This window comes from Rhizobium album (genome assembly GCF_003122325.1).
GTDB classification, from domain to species: domain Bacteria; phylum Pseudomonadota; class Alphaproteobacteria; order Rhizobiales; family Rhizobiaceae; genus Metarhizobium; species Metarhizobium album.
The window spans coordinates 742,480-757,773 of sequence record NZ_QFBC01000002.1; the positions used below are offsets into that span (position 1 = coordinate 742,480).

At 63.5% G+C, this 15,294-nt stretch carries 15 protein-coding genes; 9 read left to right on the plus strand and 6 right to left on the minus strand.

Going from position 1 to position 15,294, the window contains the following annotated elements; translation table 11 throughout:
• Positions 1-41: 41 nt before the first annotated feature.
• A complete protein-coding gene (locus DEM27_RS07740) occupies positions 42-602 on the minus strand; it encodes a sugar transferase (protein ID WP_109457608.1) in 561 nt (186 codons plus the stop codon).
• A 284-nt stretch (positions 603-886) separates the two neighbouring features.
• Between DEM27_RS07740 and DEM27_RS07745 the strand changes: the two genes are divergently transcribed.
• From DEM27_RS07745 to DEM27_RS07760, 4 genes are all read left to right on the plus strand, one after another.
• Positions 887-2,644 carry an alkaline phosphatase gene (locus DEM27_RS07745; protein ID WP_109457609.1) on the plus strand — a complete coding sequence of 586 codons (1,758 nt, stop codon included), beginning with the start codon at positions 887-889 and terminating at the stop codon, positions 2,642-2,644.
• Between the two features lie 96 nt (positions 2,645-2,740).
• The gene (locus tag DEM27_RS07750; protein ID WP_109457610.1) at positions 2,741-3,208 is read left to right on the plus strand and encodes a hypothetical protein; all 468 of its coding nucleotides are present in this window, start codon (positions 2,741-2,743) and stop codon (positions 3,206-3,208) included.
• Positions 3,209-3,213: 5 nt separating this feature from the next.
• Positions 3,214-3,921, plus strand: a complete 708-nt coding sequence (locus tag DEM27_RS07755; protein ID WP_109457611.1) for an ABC transporter ATP-binding protein — start codon at positions 3,214-3,216, stop codon at positions 3,919-3,921.
• Entirely contained in the window at positions 3,918-5,222 is a 1,305-nt protein-coding gene (locus DEM27_RS07760) for an FtsX-like permease family protein (RefSeq protein WP_109457612.1), read from the plus strand. Before DEM27_RS07755 ends, DEM27_RS07760 begins: the two co-directional genes overlap by 4 nt.
• Here the strand turns inward: DEM27_RS07760 and DEM27_RS07765 are convergent.
• Positions 5,196-6,041: an alpha/beta fold hydrolase gene (locus DEM27_RS07765; protein WP_109457613.1), complete on the minus strand. Its 846-nt coding sequence runs from the start codon at positions 6,039-6,041 to the stop codon at positions 5,196-5,198. The two genes, DEM27_RS07760 and DEM27_RS07765, sit on opposite strands and share 27 nt — an antisense overlap.
• Before the next feature lie 197 nt (positions 6,042-6,238).
• Between DEM27_RS07765 and DEM27_RS07770 the strand changes: the two genes are divergently transcribed.
• From DEM27_RS07770 to DEM27_RS07790, 5 genes are all read left to right on the plus strand, one after another.
• Positions 6,239-7,495 carry an ABC transporter substrate-binding protein gene (locus tag DEM27_RS07770; protein WP_109457614.1) on the plus strand — a complete coding sequence of 419 codons (1,257 nt, stop codon included), beginning with the start codon at positions 6,239-6,241 and terminating at the stop codon, positions 7,493-7,495.
• Positions 7,496-7,501: 6 nt separating this feature from the next.
• A complete protein-coding gene (locus DEM27_RS07775; RefSeq protein WP_109457615.1) occupies positions 7,502-8,239 on the plus strand; it encodes an ABC transporter ATP-binding protein in 738 nt (245 codons plus the stop codon).
• Complete coding sequence (locus tag DEM27_RS07780) at positions 8,236-8,949, plus strand: ABC transporter ATP-binding protein (RefSeq protein ID WP_109457616.1); 714 nt, start codon at positions 8,236-8,238, stop codon at positions 8,947-8,949. Before DEM27_RS07775 ends, DEM27_RS07780 begins: the two co-directional genes overlap by 4 nt.
• A gap of 63 nt (positions 8,950-9,012) precedes the next feature.
• Positions 9,013-9,888, plus strand: a complete 876-nt coding sequence (locus DEM27_RS07785) for a branched-chain amino acid ABC transporter permease (RefSeq protein ID WP_109457617.1) — start codon at positions 9,013-9,015, stop codon at positions 9,886-9,888.
• Positions 9,885-10,898, plus strand: coding sequence for a branched-chain amino acid ABC transporter permease (locus DEM27_RS07790; protein ID WP_109457618.1), 1,014 nt, complete (start codon positions 9,885-9,887; stop codon positions 10,896-10,898). The genes DEM27_RS07785 and DEM27_RS07790 overlap by 4 nt, the downstream gene beginning before the upstream one ends.
• Positions 10,899-11,117: 219 nt before the next feature.
• Here DEM27_RS07790 and DEM27_RS07795 read toward each other — a convergent pair whose 3' ends face one another.
• From DEM27_RS07795 to DEM27_RS07810, 4 genes are all read right to left on the minus strand, one after another.
• Entirely contained in the window at positions 11,118-12,428 is a 1,311-nt protein-coding gene (locus tag DEM27_RS07795) for a M20 family metallopeptidase (RefSeq protein ID WP_109457619.1), read from the minus strand.
• Positions 12,429-12,607: 179 nt separating this feature from the next.
• The gene (locus DEM27_RS07800; protein WP_109457620.1) at positions 12,608-13,354 is read right to left on the minus strand and encodes an SDR family NAD(P)-dependent oxidoreductase; all 747 of its coding nucleotides are present in this window, start codon (positions 13,352-13,354) and stop codon (positions 12,608-12,610) included.
• Positions 13,355-13,432: 78 nt separating this feature from the next.
• Positions 13,433-14,524, minus strand: a complete 1,092-nt coding sequence (locus tag DEM27_RS07805; RefSeq protein WP_109457621.1) for a glycerol dehydrogenase — start codon at positions 14,522-14,524, stop codon at positions 13,433-13,435.
• Positions 14,515-15,288: an SDR family NAD(P)-dependent oxidoreductase gene (locus DEM27_RS07810; RefSeq protein WP_109457622.1), complete on the minus strand. Its 774-nt coding sequence runs from the start codon at positions 15,286-15,288 to the stop codon at positions 14,515-14,517. The genes DEM27_RS07805 and DEM27_RS07810 overlap by 10 nt, the downstream gene beginning before the upstream one ends.
• Positions 15,289-15,294: the final 6 nt, after the last annotated feature.

The following is a 15,294-nucleotide window of genomic DNA, read 5'->3' on the forward strand; positions in this document are numbered from 1 at the left end:
CGAATTTTCACCGGAGCGACCGAAAAGCCGCATCCATCCCGTCAATGCGCCACACCATAGCGCCCCGCGACGCGAAAGAAGGTCATGAACAGGATCTGCAGGTCGAACATGAAGGAGCGGCGGCGCAGGTAATCTTCGTCCAGCCGGACCTTTTCGGGAATGGAAAGCTCGTCGCGACCGTTGATCTGTGCCCAGCCGGTCAGGCCGGGTGTCAGGACGTGAACGCCGCGTTCGGTCCTGAGCGCGATCAGGTCGTGCTGGTTGAACAGCGCCGGGCGAGGCCCGACGAAGCTCATATCACCCGCAAGTATAGACCAGAGCTGCGGCAATTCATCCAGGCTGGAGCGGCGCAGGAGCGAGCCGACCGGCGTGAGGTAGGTTGCCGGATCGGCCAGGAGATGCGTCGCGACCTGCGGCGTATCGATCCGCATGCTGCGGAATTTCGGCATGCGGAAGATACGGTTGTTCCGCCCGACCCGCTCGGACCAGTAGAGCACCGGTCCCGGCGAGGTGAAGCGCACGACGAGCGCGACGACGATGATGGGCAGGAGGAGGACGACAGCCGCTGCCAATGCCACCGTAAAATCGAAGAGGCGTTTCAAATGAACTCCGGAACCCCGGCGCCTGCGGAACGAAGCCGGACGCCGCTGCATGATCGAGACGATTGCCCGAGGATGCCGGCATTTTTGGCGCGCATCATCGGTGCGTTGGCATGCCTCCACAGGCCTTGTTGCAGCCCTTGAATGCGCCCCCGCATGTGGCTTCTCTATCAATATCGGGCGCAGGCGGCAAGCATGCCCCCTCTCGCCGCCGCCGTCATGCCTCTGTCATACCCCGCCGCTATCGAGACCTCGCCTTTTCACTCTGCTCAAACAGCGAGGCTCTCATGCGCAATCTGTTCGCGACTCTCATCGCCACGACCTTTCTCGCCGGCGCCGCCCAGGCGACGACCATCTATCCGCTCGACCGCGCCACGGTCCTGACCGGCTCGCCCTTCGACTTCAAGGTCGAGTTCAATTCCGTCGTCAAGCCGGAAGACGTCAAGGTCACCGTCAACGGTGAAGACTACAAGGCCGTCTTCGGTTCCGAGCCGGAATTCGTCGCCGAAGAAAAGGGCAAGGAGGACAAGGTCCTTGGTTCGGCTCTCGTTCTCCGCGGCCTGACGATCGCCAATGCCGGCGCCTACAAGATCGAAGTATCCGCCGGTTCCGAAACCAAGTCGGTAACCTGGGACGTTTACGGCACCTCGGAAACCCCGAAGGCCAAGAACATCATCTTCCTCATCGGCGACGGCCTGTCCGTTGCCCACCGTACTGCCGCCCGCATCATGTCCAAGGGCATGACCGAAGGCAAGGCGAACGGTCGCCTGAACATGGACGAGATGGACCGCATGGCCTTCGTCGGCACCTCGGCCACCGATGCCGTCGCCACCGACAGCGCCAACACCATGTCCGCCTACATGACAGGCCACAAGACGGCCGTGAACGCGCTGGGCGTTTACGCCGACCGCACGCCGGACAGCCTCGACGACCCGAAGGTCGAGACCTTTGCCGAAGCCCTGCGCCGCCAGACGAAGAAGTCGATCGGCATCGTTTCGCCAGCCGAAGTCGAAGACGCCACCCCGGCCGCCGTGGTTTCACATACCCGCAAGCGCGGCGACAAGGCCGAGATCGTCGGTATGCTGCTCGACGTCAAGCCGGACGTGCTGCTCGGCGGCGGTTCCGCCTACTTCCTGGGCAAGGATACGCCAGGCTCGAAGCGCAAGGACGACAAGGACTACATCAAGCTGTTCCAGGACGCCGGTTACACGCTGGCAACCGACAAGGCCGAGCTTGAGAAGGCGGCCGGTACCAACACCGGCAAGATCCTTGGCCTGTTCCACACCGGCAACATGGATTCGACGCTCGACCGCGAATTCCTCAAGAAGGGCACCGTCGAGAAATTCCCGAACCAGCCGGGCCTCGTCGACATGACCAAGGCCGCGCTCGGCGAACTGTCGAAGAACCCGGAAGGCTTCTTCCTGATGGTCGAAGCCGCCAACATCGACAAGATGTCCCATCCGCTTGATTGGGATCGCGCCGTCGTCGATACCATCGAATTCGACCAGGCCATCGGCGTTGCCCGCGAATTCGCGGCCAAGAACCCCGACACGCTGATCGTCGTCACCGGCGACCACACCCACGGCGTCTCGATCATCGGCACCGTCGATGACGAGAAGGAAGGCACCGAGATGCGCGAGAAGGTCGGCACCTACGCCTCCGCCGGCTTCCCGAACTACACCGACGAAAATGGTGACGGTTATCCCGACAAGATCGACGTGACCCGCCGCCTGTTCCTGAGCGCCAACAACGGCCCGGACCACTACGAAACCTTCCGCCCGAAGCTTGACGGTCCGTTCGTTCCGGCCGTTCAGAACGAAAACAAGGAATACGTCGCCAACGAAGCCTACAAGGATGTCCCCGGCGCAGTCTTCGTCCAGGGCAACATTCCGAAGGAAGGCGACAGCGGCGTGCATGCCGTCGACGACATCGTCCTGCAGTCGACCGGCCCCGGCTCGGAAGGCTTCAAGGGTTACATGGAGCAGAGCGACGTCTACCGTGTCCTCGCCGACACCTTCGCACTCGGCGTAAAGCAGACGCAGTAAGCTTTTTTGACATCGCGATCCGGGCGGCTCACGCTGTCCGGATCGTTTCCGTTTCAAGGCGTTTCGCGATGGAATGCCGCCAGACCGGAGGTCGTCATGCGCACCCCAGACCGGAGCATTCCGCTTCTCACCCGCCGCCAGGCGCTTGTGCTTGCCGGCGCCGCCGCTATGTTCGGATCGTCGGTTGCCCGTGCTGCCGAAACGCTCGGCTTCAACGAACTCTACAGCAAATTCGGCGTGCTCGGCCTCGAATTTTCCGACAAGGTCAAGCAACTCACGGGCAGGCAAGTCGCCATCCGTGGCTTCATGGCGCCGCCGCTGAAGGCGGAAGCCGCCTTTTTCGTGCTGACCGAGATCCCGATGTCGATCTGCCCGTTCTGCTCCACCGATGCCGACTGGCCGGATAATATCGTCGTCGTCTACCTCGGGGAAAAGCAGACCTTCGTGCAGCCCAGCGCCCCGATCGAGGTGCGCGGCACGCTTGAAATGGGCTCCTGGACCGATCCGGAGACCGGCTTCCTCAGCCTGCTGCGCCTGCGGCAGGCGAGCTACGCGACGGTCTGACCCCGATGCTGGCGCTCAACCTCACCCAGATCGCCATCTCCTATCCCGGCCTGCTGTCGCCGGTGCTTGTCATCGACCGGCTCGGCATTTCAGCCGGCGAACGCGTCGCGGTAACCGGGGCTTCCGGCTCGGGCAAGAGCACCTTCGTCAACATCGTCACCGGCCTGGAAGCCATCCGCAACGGCCGGATCGACTGGAGCGGCACCGATCTTGCAAAACTCTCCGAAAGTGCCCGAGACCGATGGCGCGGCACGAATGTCGGCCTCGTCATGCAGGATTTTCATCTGTTTCCCGGCCTTTCGGCGCTCGACAATATCCTGCTTCCCGCCCGGCTGGCGCGGGTCGCAACCGCCGACCATGTGGGCCGCGCCCGCGCGCTGATGCAGCGCACCGGCCTTTCGCGGCCCGAGCAGAAGATCGAGACCATGTCGCGCGGCGAAATGCAGCGCGTCGCCGTCGCCCGCGCCTTGCTGCGACGGCCCGGCCTGATCGTCGCCGACGAACCGACGGCAAGCCTTGATCCGGAAAGCGGCGAGGTCGTCGGTCGCCTGCTGCTCGAAATGTCGGAAGCAGAAGGCAGCACCCTGATCGTGGTCTCGCACGATCCGCGTCTGACGCAGCGGCTGACGCGCCGCATCGAACTGGCGAACGGCCGCATCGTCGGCGACACGCAGGCTGCCTCGGCAGCGGCAAGAGACGAGGTGCCGGCGTGATCCGCTTCATTTTCGCCGATCTGAAACGTCTCTGGCTCGGATCGCTGGTGGTGATCCTGCTGGTGGCGCTGGCAACCGCGCTCGGCATCGCCGTGACGCTGCAGGAGCGATCGCTGCGCCTCGGCAGCGCCCGCGCCGCCGACAAGTTCGACCTCGTGATCGGCGCGGCGGGCAGCGAGACGCAACTCGTCCTCTCCTCCGTTTTCCTGCAGGCCTCACCCCTGCCGCTGATGCCGGGCGACGTGCTCGCCAGGCTCGCCGCCGATCCGCGTGTCGCCTGGGCCGCGCCGATCGGGTTCGGCGATTCCTTTCGCGGATATCCGATCGTCGGCACCACCACGGCATTGATTGCCAACACGGCCGGCGGTTTTGCCGAAGGGCAGATGTTCGATGCCGAAGGAGAGGCCGTGATCGGCTCGGCCGTCACGCTCGCCATCGGCGACGAGATCAAGCCGATGCACGGCGGGCCGCTGAGCGGCGGCCACACGCATACGGAACTTGCCTACCGCGTCACCGGCAAGCTGCAGCCGACCGGCACCGCCTGGGACCGTGCCATCCTGGTGCCGGTCCAGGCGGTCTGGCATATCCACGGCCTCGGAGAAGGCGCCGACGAACATGCGGACCATGATCATGCGGAAGGGGCGGCAGGCCACGACGAGACGGGTGAGCCGGCAGTGGGCACCGCAGAAGCCAGCCATGCCGGACACGAGCATGACCAGCATGCCGACGCCCACGCCGCCCTCGACGAGACATTCGGCGCCGGCACGCCTGGCCTACCGGCCATACTCGTCAAGCCGAAGACGATTGCCGATGCCTATCGCCTGCGCCAGGAGTACCGGCAGGGCAATACGCTTGCGGTCTTCCCCGGCGAGGTGCTGACCAATCTTTACGCTACGCTCGGCGATGCCAAGCGGATCCTCATCGCCGTCGCCAGCGGCGCGCAGGGCCTCGTCGCCGCCTCGCTGATCCTGGTGACGGTGATCCATGTCGGCCAGCGGCGGCGGCAGATCGGCGCCTTGCGGGCTTTTGGCGCCCCACGGCTGTCCGTCTTCGCCATCGTCTGGAGCGAGCTTTTCGTGCTGATCGCCATCGGCATCGGACTGGGATTCTTGCTCGGTTATGCCGCCGCGCAGGTGCTGTCGGGGCTGTTCACCGCCGAGAGCGGCATCACGCTGCCGGTCTCGTTCGCACGCAGCGATCTGGCGACGCTCGGCCTTCTGTTCGGCTTCGCCGCCCTGCTGGCGGCACTGCCGGCCGTTCTCGCCTACCGGCAATCACCGGCAGGCGCGTTGAGAGCCTGAAAATGAGGCCGAAACGTCGGCGATGAAGCGCTTGAGGTAAGGATCGAACTCCGCCGGCTTGTCCCAGAATGGCGCGTGGCCGGAGTTGGCGATCTCGTGGGTCTTGCCTTCCCAGAGGTTGGCGTATGTGACCTTCGAGACGAAATCGAGGTTGACGAAAGGCTCGTCGATGCCGTTGACCACGGCGAGCGGCACCTTGGCGGTGGCGACGATCTCCTTCTGGTTGTCCCCCGTGCCGCCGGCGAATTTTTCGAACATAATCCGCCGCGCCCGGCCGTCGGTTCGGCCGACGATATCGAGAAAGAAGGCTTCGAAGGGCTCGCCGCAGGTGCTACGGGCATAATTCTCCACATCCTCAGCGGTAAACTGCTCCTTGCCGGCCAGTCCCATATGCTTGCTCGGCTTGAAGCCCTGACCGACTTCGTCGGGCGCGACCGGCGGCGTGCCGGTGATCATCAGGCCGAGCATGCCGGGAAACCGCTTGATCATCTCAAGGCCGATATGGCCGCCGAGCGACCAGCCGAAGACCACGGCCTTCTCGACATTCAGGAGCCGCAGCACTTCCGCCATGGCATCGGCATAACCTTCCATGCAGTAGCTGCGCTCGGGGTCGATGGCATCGGAGGAATTGCCGTGGCCGGGGAGATCCGGAGCGATCAGGCGATAGGTCTTGCCGAGCTCGCCTTCGAGCTGGTTCCGGAACACCGCGCCGGCGCTGGAATTGCCATGCACGAGCAGGACGGGAACGCCCGTGCCTTCGCTCTCGCGCACCGCGATCGTGCCGTGGCTGGTTTCCAGACTGTATTCCTTGACGCTCATTCCCCATCTCCCTCTTCCGCCATCCGCCGCAGGCCAAAGGTGGCTGCAAAAGCAGATGCTTATTTAATTTGCATGCTCACAAACTAGCCCTTTTTTACGACTCGTCAATGAAATGTTCTTTTCAAAAGATACGGAGTGTGCGTAAATTGTAAGAAATTCCACTTTTCCATAACCACTAAAATTAAGGGGGATACGGGATGAGCCCGACATCACTGACCAAGCGCCTCACACGCTATGCGAAAACGGCCACCATGCTGGCCGCACTGTCTCTCAGCGCCGCCGCTGCGGCACATGCCGATACCGTCAAGATCGGCCTTCTCGCACCGTTGACCGGCCCGGCCAGCGCCGACGGCCAGGAATACCAGCGCGGCGCGCAACTCGCCATCGACGAGATCAACGCCGCCGGCGGCATCGGCGGCAACACGCTGGAACTCGCGGTCGGCGACGTCAAGGACATGTCGGCTGGGAACGTTACCTCCGCCGTCGAGCGTCTGATCGGCGACACCGACGTGCATTTCATGCTGACCGGCTACGCCAGCCTGACGAACTTCGAGATCGACGCCATGGCCGAGGCGGAAATGCCTTACGTGCTGGCCGCCACCTCGCAGCAGACCAAGGACATCATCGCGCCCGATCCGTCCAAATATGACTGCTGCTGGTCGTGGACGCCGTCCTTCGACGCCTACAATACCGATGTGACCTCGTTCGTCGAAAAGCTCGCCGCCGAAGGCAAGGTCTCGCTGCCGACCAAGAAGGTGGCGATCATCTCTTCCGACAACGCCTACTCCAAGACCATTTCCGAAGGCATGAAGAAGACCTTCACCGAAAAGGGCTGGACGATCACCGTCGACGAACTCGTGCCCTTCGGCGAAGTCACCGACTGGCGCTCGATCCTTGCCAAGGTGCGTGAAAACACGCCGGACCTCGTCATCAACACCGATTACCTGCCGGGCAACTCCGCCTCGTTCCTCAACCAGTTCCTGGAACAGCCGACCAAGAGCCTCGTCTTCCTGCAATATGCGCCGAGCGTTCCGGAATTCGTGCAGCTGACCGGTGAAAAGTCGAACGGCGTGATCTACAACCTGCTCGGCGGCCCGCTGGTTTCGCCGAAGAATCCGCGCGCCGACGAAGTCGCCAAGAAGTTCAAGGACAAGTACGGCGTCGAGAGCGGCACCTACGGCCTGGCGCTGTATGAGATCGTCCACCTCTATGCCGACGCGCTGAAGAAGGTCGGCGACGCTTCCGACCACAAGGCGATCATGAAGGCCATCGGCGAGACCGACAAGCAGGTCGTTGCCGGCCGCCTGAAGTTCGACCCGGCGACCCACCTCGCCATGCAGGGCGACGATTACATCCCGATCACCTTCTTCCAGATCTGGGATGGCCAGCGCACCCTGATTTCGCCGGAGGCCTACAAGGTCGGCGACTTCAAGACCCAGCCCTGGATGCAGTAAGTCGCCATGGCGCTTCTGGACGTCCGGAATGTCGGCAAGGCCTTCGGTTCGCTGAAGGCCCTGGACGACGTCTCCTTCAGCGTCAATGCCGGAGAGATCTTCGGCATTGCCGGCCCGAACGGCAGCGGCAAGAGCACGCTGTTCAACACCATCACCGGCATTCCTTTCGGTCCCGACCGCGGCAAGGTGCTGCTCGACGGCGCCGAGATCCAGGGCAAATCCGGCAACGACATCGCCCGCATGGGTCTGGCGCGCACCTTCCAGCGCGAAACCAGCTTCGACAAGCTGACCGTTTTCGAAAACGCCATGATCGGCGCCACCTATGGCGGCCGGCAGGCGACACCGACGGCGCAGCGCGACAACGCCGCCGAGGCCCTCGATGTCGTCGGCATCGCCGCGAAGGATTTCGGCCGCCTGGCGGAAGAGCTGTCGGTCTTCGACCGCAAGTGCCTGATGCTGGCAACGGCGGTGGCCATGGGACCACGCATCCTCCTGCTCGACGAGCCGGCCTCCGGCCTCACCAAGCCGGAAATCGAAACCTCCATCGGCCTGATCCGCAAGATCGCCGCCCGCGGCATCACCATCGTGCTGATCGAGCACGTGCTGACTTTCCTGATGACGCTGTCGCAGCATCTGCTGGTGCTCAACCAGGGCCAGATGCTGGCCATGGGCGACCCGAAGACGGTGATATCCGATCCGCGCGTCGTCGAAGCCTATCTCGGAACAAGGAAGCCCGACCTATGAGTGCGCTTCTCGAAGTCCAGTCGCTCACCGCCGGCTACGGCCGCATCGACGTGCTGCACGATATCAGCATCTCCGTCGGCACCCATGGCAATGTCGGCCTGTTCGGCCCGAACGGCCATGGCAAGACGACGTTGCTGCGCACCATTTCCGGCCTGTTGAAGACGAAGAGCGGCACGATCACCTTCGACGGAAAGCCTATCGCCAATGCCAGCCCGCGCTCAATCGTCGACATGGGGCTGATCCATGTGCCGCAGGGCAACCGGCTGTTTCCGGACCTGACGATCGCCGAATGCCTGACGCTCGGCGCCTACACCAAGCGCGCCCGCGCCGACGAGGCCGCCAACCGCGAAAAAGTCGTCAAGATCTTCCCCAAGCTCGCCGAGCGCTGGCGGCAGAAGGTGCGCACGCTCTCCGGCGGAGAGCGGCAGATGGTGTCGATCGGCACGGCGCTGATGGGCAGCCCGAAACTGCTGATCCTCGACGAGCCGACCCTCGGCCTGGCGCCGAAGATCAAGGAAGAGCTGTGCGCCTCCGTGCTCGACATCTCCAAGGGCGGCGTGCCGCTGATCGTCGTCGAGCAGGACGTCGAATTCCTGCTGGAGCTGTCGCAGCATCTCTACCTCATCAACCACGGCGAAGTCGCAACCGAGATCAAGCCCGGCGAAACCATGGACCATGCGGAAATCATGGCCCTCTATTTCGGCCAATAGGAGGGACGGCGATGACACCCTTCCCCTCCCCGCGTCTGACAGCCAAGCAAAGGGCGAACTGACATGGACGCAACCGCGCAAATCCTCTTCGGCGGCCTGTTCCAGGGCTCGCTCTACGCCATGATGGCGGTCGGCCTGGCGCTGATCTGGACCACCATCGGCGTCTTCAACTTCACCCATGGCGTGATGATGATGCTCGGCGCCTACATCGCCTGGACGCTTTCCGAAATCGGCCTGCCCTTCGCGCTGGTTCTGCCGCTGGTCATCGTCGTGATGGCGGCCGTCGGCTGGGCGCTGCAGGCAAGCGTCGTGCGGCCGCTGATCGGCCGGCCGAACATCGTGCTCGTCGTCGTCATCACCACGCTCGCCGCCGCCTCGCTGATCGAGAACGCCACCCTGGAAATCTGGGGGCCGCGCTCGAAGCAACTGCCGCCGCTGATCGCCGGCAATACGACGATCCTCGGTGTCGGCGTCTCGCTGCACCAGATCGCCATCATCGTCATCGCCCCGGTGGTTCTGGCAGCGCTCTGGTTCTTCCTCAACCGCACCCGGCTGGGTCTCGCGCTGCGCGCCGTGGCGCAGAACGAGGATGCCAGCCTGCTGGTCGGCCTCAACGTCAAGGCGCTCTACGGCCTCGCCTTCGCGATCTCGGCAGCACTCGCCGCGCTTGCCGGCATCTTCATGGGCGGCTATCGCTTCATGTCGCCGGTCATGGGCGCCGATCCGCTGCTGAAGGCGCTGATCGTCGTCGTCTTTGGCGGACTGTCGAGCGTCTCCGGGCCGATCTTCGCCGCCTATCTCATCGGCTTCTTCGAAGCCATCTGCAGCTATTATTTCGGTCTCTACTGGACGCCCGCCCTGCTCTTCGCGGTGCTGATCGTGACGCTCATGATCCGTCCGGAAGGGATTTTCGGATCCAAGTCGAGGGGCCTCGCATGACCGCTCCCATTCCCGTTTCTGCCATTCCGAGTTCTCCGGGCCGCGCCTCCTGGCGGAAGGAGGCGGCCGCCGTCCTCGTCGCCTTCGCCGTGCTGGCGCTGCTGCCCTTCGTCGTCACCGATAGCTACAGCCGCCATGTGTTGATCATGGCCTTCATCTATGCCGTGGTCGCCTCCAACTGGGACCTGAGCCTCGGTTATGGCGGCGTCTTCAACTTCGGCCACCTCGCGCTGTTCGGCATCGGCGTCTACGCCTACGGGCTTCTGACAAAATTTGCCGGCATCGATCCGTGGTTTGCCATGGCGCTCAGCGGCGTCATCGCCACCATTGCGGCGATTGTCGTGACGATCCCGATCCTGCGGCTGAAAGGCATCTACATCATCCTCGTCACCTTCGGCTTCGCGCAATTGGTGATGCAGGTCATCCTCAGCCAGTCCGACTATACCGGCGGCACGCAAGGCATGGTGCGCATCCAGACGCTGTATATCGGCGAGCACAACATGATCCGCGACGGCAAGTTCGCCTATTTCTATATCGCGCTCGCCATGCTGTTCCTCTCCACCGTGTTCCTGCGCGCACTGGTGCGCTCACGCATTGGCGCCGGCATCATCGCGCTGCGCGACAACGAGGAATATGCCGTCAGCCGCGGTGTCTCGATCGTGCGCCAGCGCATCGTCACGCTCGCCGCCAGCGCCTTTTTCACCGGCGTCGCCGGCGCCTTCTACGCCGGCTACCAGCGTAATGCCTCCATCGACGTCTTCGGCATGAGCCTGGCGACCATCATCCTCTCCATGGTGCTGCTCGGCGGCACCAGCACGATCTACGGCGCCATCCTCGCCTCCTTCGTGCTGACGATCTTCGCCGAAGCCATGGCCGACCTCGGCGCCTGGCGACCGATCATCACCGCACTTTTGATCATCGGCGTGATGCTGGTCTATCCGACGGGGCTTGCGGGATTCATCCAGTCGAGCTGGAACGGCGTGTTCCGACGAGACAACAAGGTCGCTTGAACGGAAAATGGCGGGTAATGCCCGCCATCAACTTGCTGACAAAATTTTCCAACCGCTCTTCCGTCATGCTCGGGCCTGTCCCGAGCATCCGCAACCTATTGATTTTACGATACGTTAGCAGATCCTCGGCACAAGGCCGAGGATGACGTCCAGCAAGATGCACGGTTTGTCGGTAGTCTCTGATGGCGAGCAATGCCCGCCATTTTGACTAGGGTGCCACTACCGCACCCCGCACCACTCGATGACGCTGGCGGCGATGACCTTGGTGGTCTCGACCAGCGACTCGATATCGACATATTCGTCCTCGCCATGGAAGCCGTCACCGGCCGGGCCGTAGATCACGCCGTCCATGCCGGCACCGGCATAATGCGCCGCATCGCAGACGGCGACGAAACCCTTGATGTCGGGCGCCTTGCCGATCTTCGACTTCTGCCGGACCAGCGACTGCACCAGCGGATGATCGACGGAGGTGTTGAGCGGCGGGAAATACAGGCCGCCGAGTTCCCATTCGATCGTCGGCGGATGGGCGCGCAGCCAGGCGTCCGTCTGGGCGAAATGATGGACGAAGGCCTCGAAATCCTTGCGGTATTCGGCTGAGGTTTCAGAGGGCAGGAACTTCATGTCGAGGTCGATGACGGCCGTATCGGGAATGATCGCCGGGTTGGTCATGGTGATCGGCAGGCCGTTGGTGCCGAGGCCGGCGCCGCCATGGATGACGCCGATGTTGATGGTGTTCATGCCGACCGGCAGGAGCGGATGCGAGCGGGCGCGGGTGCGGTCGAGCTCGTAGTTGCGCAGCGCCTGGATGAAGCGCGCGGCCAGCTCGATGGCGTTCATGCCCGGCTCCAGACGGCCCGGTTCGTCGCGCTGCGGATAGATCTCGTTGTAGCGCCAGGCGGAATGGGCGTTGCGGCCGCGGATCGTTACCCGCGCCCATTCGAGGCCGCCTTCGGCCGGCAGCACGTCGCCCCATGTGGGCTCCGCCACGAGAACGGCCTTGGCGAGCTTGCCGCGCTTGACCGCATCCATGGCGCCGAAACCACCAGCTTCTTCATCGACCACGGTGTGGATCGACAGGCGGCCGACAAGATCGATGCCGGCGCGGCGGATCGCCCGCGAAGCGGCGATGCATGCGGCGACGCCGCTCTTCATGTCGATGGCACCGCGGCCGTACAGCCGGCCATCCTTGATTTCGCCGCCGAAGGGATCGACGTTCCAGCGCCGCGGGTCGCCCACCGGCACGACGTCGATATGGCCGCAAAGGATCAGGCTACGGTCCTCGTCGCCGGCCTTGTCGGCCACCAGGTTCGGGCGGCCGGGAAAGACATCCCACTGCTCCGTCCTGCAACCTTCCTCTCTGAGGATGGGATCCAGCAGCGCCTGCACGTCGGCCTCGCGGTTCTGCGCCGCGTCGACATGGAATTTCGGATTGACCGATGGCGTGCGCACCATCTTTTGCGTCAGGTCGATGACCCAGTCGCGATCCTTCTCGATCTCATCCTGAACGGTTTTGATGACGGCATCGGACATGGCTCTCTCCTCGCATCCATGGGTGACGTGCCGACGGATTGGGCATGACCAAAATTTCGCCGCCGACCATTCGACCGGAGCCTAGTGCCTGCCCGGAGGCGATGTCAATATTCTTTCAGTTTCGATTCCTGCAAATAAGTTTGTAATCATATTTACAGGAATCGAATGGGTCCAAACCGTCAGCCGACGTGATAGCCGCCATCGACCGGCAGCGTGATGCCGGTGACGAATTCCGCGGCCGGCGAGGCCAGGAAGAGGACCGGACCGACCAGATCCTCTGTCGTGCCCCAGCGCTTGACGGCGGAGCGCTCGGAAATCTTCGCTTCGCTTTCCGGCACCGACCAGAGGGCCTTGGTCATCTCCGTGCGGTGATAGCCGGGCGCGATGGCGTTCACACGCACGCCGTCACGGCCGTATTTGTGGGCGAGCGCCCGTGTCAGGCCGACGATGCCGGTCTTGCTGGCGGTGTAGGAGGGCACGGTCTCATCGGCGAGGTAGCTCAGCATCGACGCGAAGTTGACGATGCTGCCGCGGCTGACCTTCAGCAGCGGAAAGGCGGCGCGCGACAGGCGCATGGCACTGTTCAGGTTGATGTCCATGACATCCAGGAACGTCTCTTCGTTCCACTCCGCATCCGGCCGCGCCACGCCCTGGCAATTGACCAGCACGTCGAGACGATCCAGTTCGTCGAAGAAGGCGGAGACGGCGGTGCCGTCGCGTACGTCAAGCCGGCGGAAGCTGAGATTGGCGGCTTCGGACCCCTTGGCGGCGGAAAGCCGCGCCTCGGAACTGCCGGTGGCGATCACCTTGGCACCGGCCTCGGCAAACCCCTTGGCGAGCGACAGGCCGATGCCGCTGGTGCCGCCGGAAACGACGACCACTTTTCCCGCAAAAAGACCGGACTTGAAAGCCTCGACTTCCTTCATCTCTTCCTCCCGAATGGATTGGTAAAACAAAAATGGGGAGCGCTTCCATGTCGCCGGGAAGCGCCCGGAAACGGACGCTCAGATGAGCGTCCGCAAAGCCTTGATCACCATGTCTTCGGTGATCGGCATCGGCTCGTTGTGGATGATCTCGCCGGGGCGGCAGGCGCGCCTGGCGACGATCGCCAGCTTTTCTTCCGTCACCTCGGCAATGCCGATATCGGCAAGCTTCGTCGGCAGGCGGACGGACGCGCAGAAGGCCCTGACCTTCTCGAACTCCTCGTCCAGCCCATGCAGCCTGAGGCCGGCCAGAACGCCGATCGCCACCTTCTCGCCGTGGAGATGATGATGCACGTCGTCGAGTTCGCAGAGCCCGTGATGGATGGCATGCGCCGCCGCCACGCCGCCGGATTCGAAACCGATGCCGGAGAGCAGGATATTGGCCTCGACCACCCGTTCGAAGGCATTGCCTGCCGTCCTGGCGTCGTTCTCCGAAAGGGCTGCCGCGCCGAATTCGAAGATCGTGTCGCGGCAGAAGCGGGCAACTTCGAAGGCCAGGCTGACGCCCGGCATCTTCATGCAGTTGGAGGCGCCGCTGCGACGGCAGGATTCGGCCTCGTAATACGTCGCCAGCGCATCGCCGATGCCGGCTGCGAGAAACCGTGCCGGCGCCCTGGCGATCAGCGCCGTATCGACCAGCACGAGATTGGGGTTGCTTGGCAGGAAAAGATCGTAGTCGACCTTGCCGTCCGGCTTGTAGATCACCGCAAGCGCGCTGCAGGGCGCGTCCGAAGCGGCGATCGTCGGTACGATGATGATCGGCAGCTTCAGTTCGAAAGCCGCCGCCTTCGCCGTATCCAGCGCCTTGCCGCCGCCGGCGCTGACCATCACTTCGGCGCCAAAGGCCCTGGCGGCCGCCACGAGCGCATCGACAGCCTCGCGCGAGCATTCACCGCCATGGCGGATGATCTCGGCTTCGATGCCGCCCACGAAGGATTTTTCGACCTCCGGCTTGAGGAAATCGAAGACGCCGTTGTCCAAGAGAACGGTCGCCTTGCGACCGTATCCGCCGGCTTCCTTGCCCAGCACCGAAATGACGCCTGCACCCTGGATGTACCGACCCGGGAACCGCGCACCACGCATGGCGCCGGCAGCAACTGCATTCACCAGCATATGTAACCCCCGTCGGCCAGAACGATCGAGCCGGTCATCAGGCTTGCGGCATCGCTGGCAAGGAAAAGAATGACCGAGGCGATTTCATCGGTGCGGCCCATGCGCTGCATCGGCGTGCTGCCGACCCAGTATTTGAACATTTCCGGATCGTCGTAGACGTATTTCGTCAGTTCCGTCTCGATGTAGGTCGGCGCCACGGAGTTGACGCGCACGCCGCGGGCGGCCCATTCAGCAGCCAGCGACTTGGTCAGATGATGCACGGCCGCCTTCGAGGCGTTGTAGTTGGCCTGCTCCTGTGGACGGTTGACGATGACGCCGGACATCGAGCCGACATTGACGATCGAGCCCGAGCCGCGCTCCAGCATGCTCTTGCCGAAGGAGCGGCAGCACCAGAAGACGCCGTTCAGGTTGACGTCGATGACCTTGTTCCAGACCTCGTCGTCCATGGTTTCCGCCGGACGGTTGGAAATGGCGATGCCGGCATTGTTGACGAGGATATCGACGCGGCCATGGCGGGCGACGATCGCATCGTGCGCGGCCTGCACGGCGGCGGGATCGGTGACGTCGAGCACCTCGCTATCGACGGTGTAACCCTTTTCCCGCATGGCATCGGCGGATGCTTTCAGCTGTTCCGCCTTCATGTCGGTCAAAACGACGGTGGCGCCGGCTTCGGCCAGCGCCTCGACGGTCGCCAGGCCGATGCCCTGCGCGGCTCCCGTCACCACGGCAATCCTGCCGTTGAGTTTGAAACGATCGAGATACACGGAAAC

Bases quoted from the DNA above. Each gene is read 5' to 3' on its own strand.
- DEM27_RS07795 (WP_109457619.1), bottom strand. From the start codon at position 12,428: ATGTCCGATGCCGTCATCAAAACCGTTCAGGATGAGATCGAGAAGGAT.
- DEM27_RS07790 (WP_109457618.1), top strand. From the start codon at position 9,885: ATGACCGCTCCCATTCCCGTTTCTGCCATTCCGAGTTCTCCGGGCCGC.
- DEM27_RS07785 (WP_109457617.1), top strand. From the start codon at position 9,013: ATGGACGCAACCGCGCAAATCCTCTTCGGCGGCCTGTTCCAGGGCTCG.
- DEM27_RS07770 (WP_109457614.1), top strand. From the start codon at position 6,239: ATGAGCCCGACATCACTGACCAAGCGCCTCACACGCTATGCGAAAACG.
- DEM27_RS07755 (WP_109457611.1), top strand. From the start codon at position 3,214: ATGCTGGCGCTCAACCTCACCCAGATCGCCATCTCCTATCCCGGCCTG.
- DEM27_RS07800 (WP_109457620.1), bottom strand. From the start codon at position 13,354: ATGAAGGAAGTCGAGGCTTTCAAGTCCGGTCTTTTTGCGGGAAAAGTG.
- DEM27_RS07745 (WP_109457609.1), top strand. From the start codon at position 887: ATGCGCAATCTGTTCGCGACTCTCATCGCCACGACCTTTCTCGCCGGC.
- DEM27_RS07775 (WP_109457615.1), top strand. From the start codon at position 7,502: ATGGCGCTTCTGGACGTCCGGAATGTCGGCAAGGCCTTCGGTTCGCTG.
- DEM27_RS07765 (WP_109457613.1), bottom strand. From the start codon at position 6,041: ATGAGCGTCAAGGAATACAGTCTGGAAACCAGCCACGGCACGATCGCG.
- DEM27_RS07780 (WP_109457616.1), top strand. From the start codon at position 8,236: ATGAGTGCGCTTCTCGAAGTCCAGTCGCTCACCGCCGGCTACGGCCGC.
- DEM27_RS07805 (WP_109457621.1), bottom strand. From the start codon at position 14,524: ATGCTGGTGAATGCAGTTGCTGCCGGCGCCATGCGTGGTGCGCGGTTC.
- DEM27_RS07750 (WP_109457610.1), top strand. From the start codon at position 2,741: ATGCGCACCCCAGACCGGAGCATTCCGCTTCTCACCCGCCGCCAGGCG.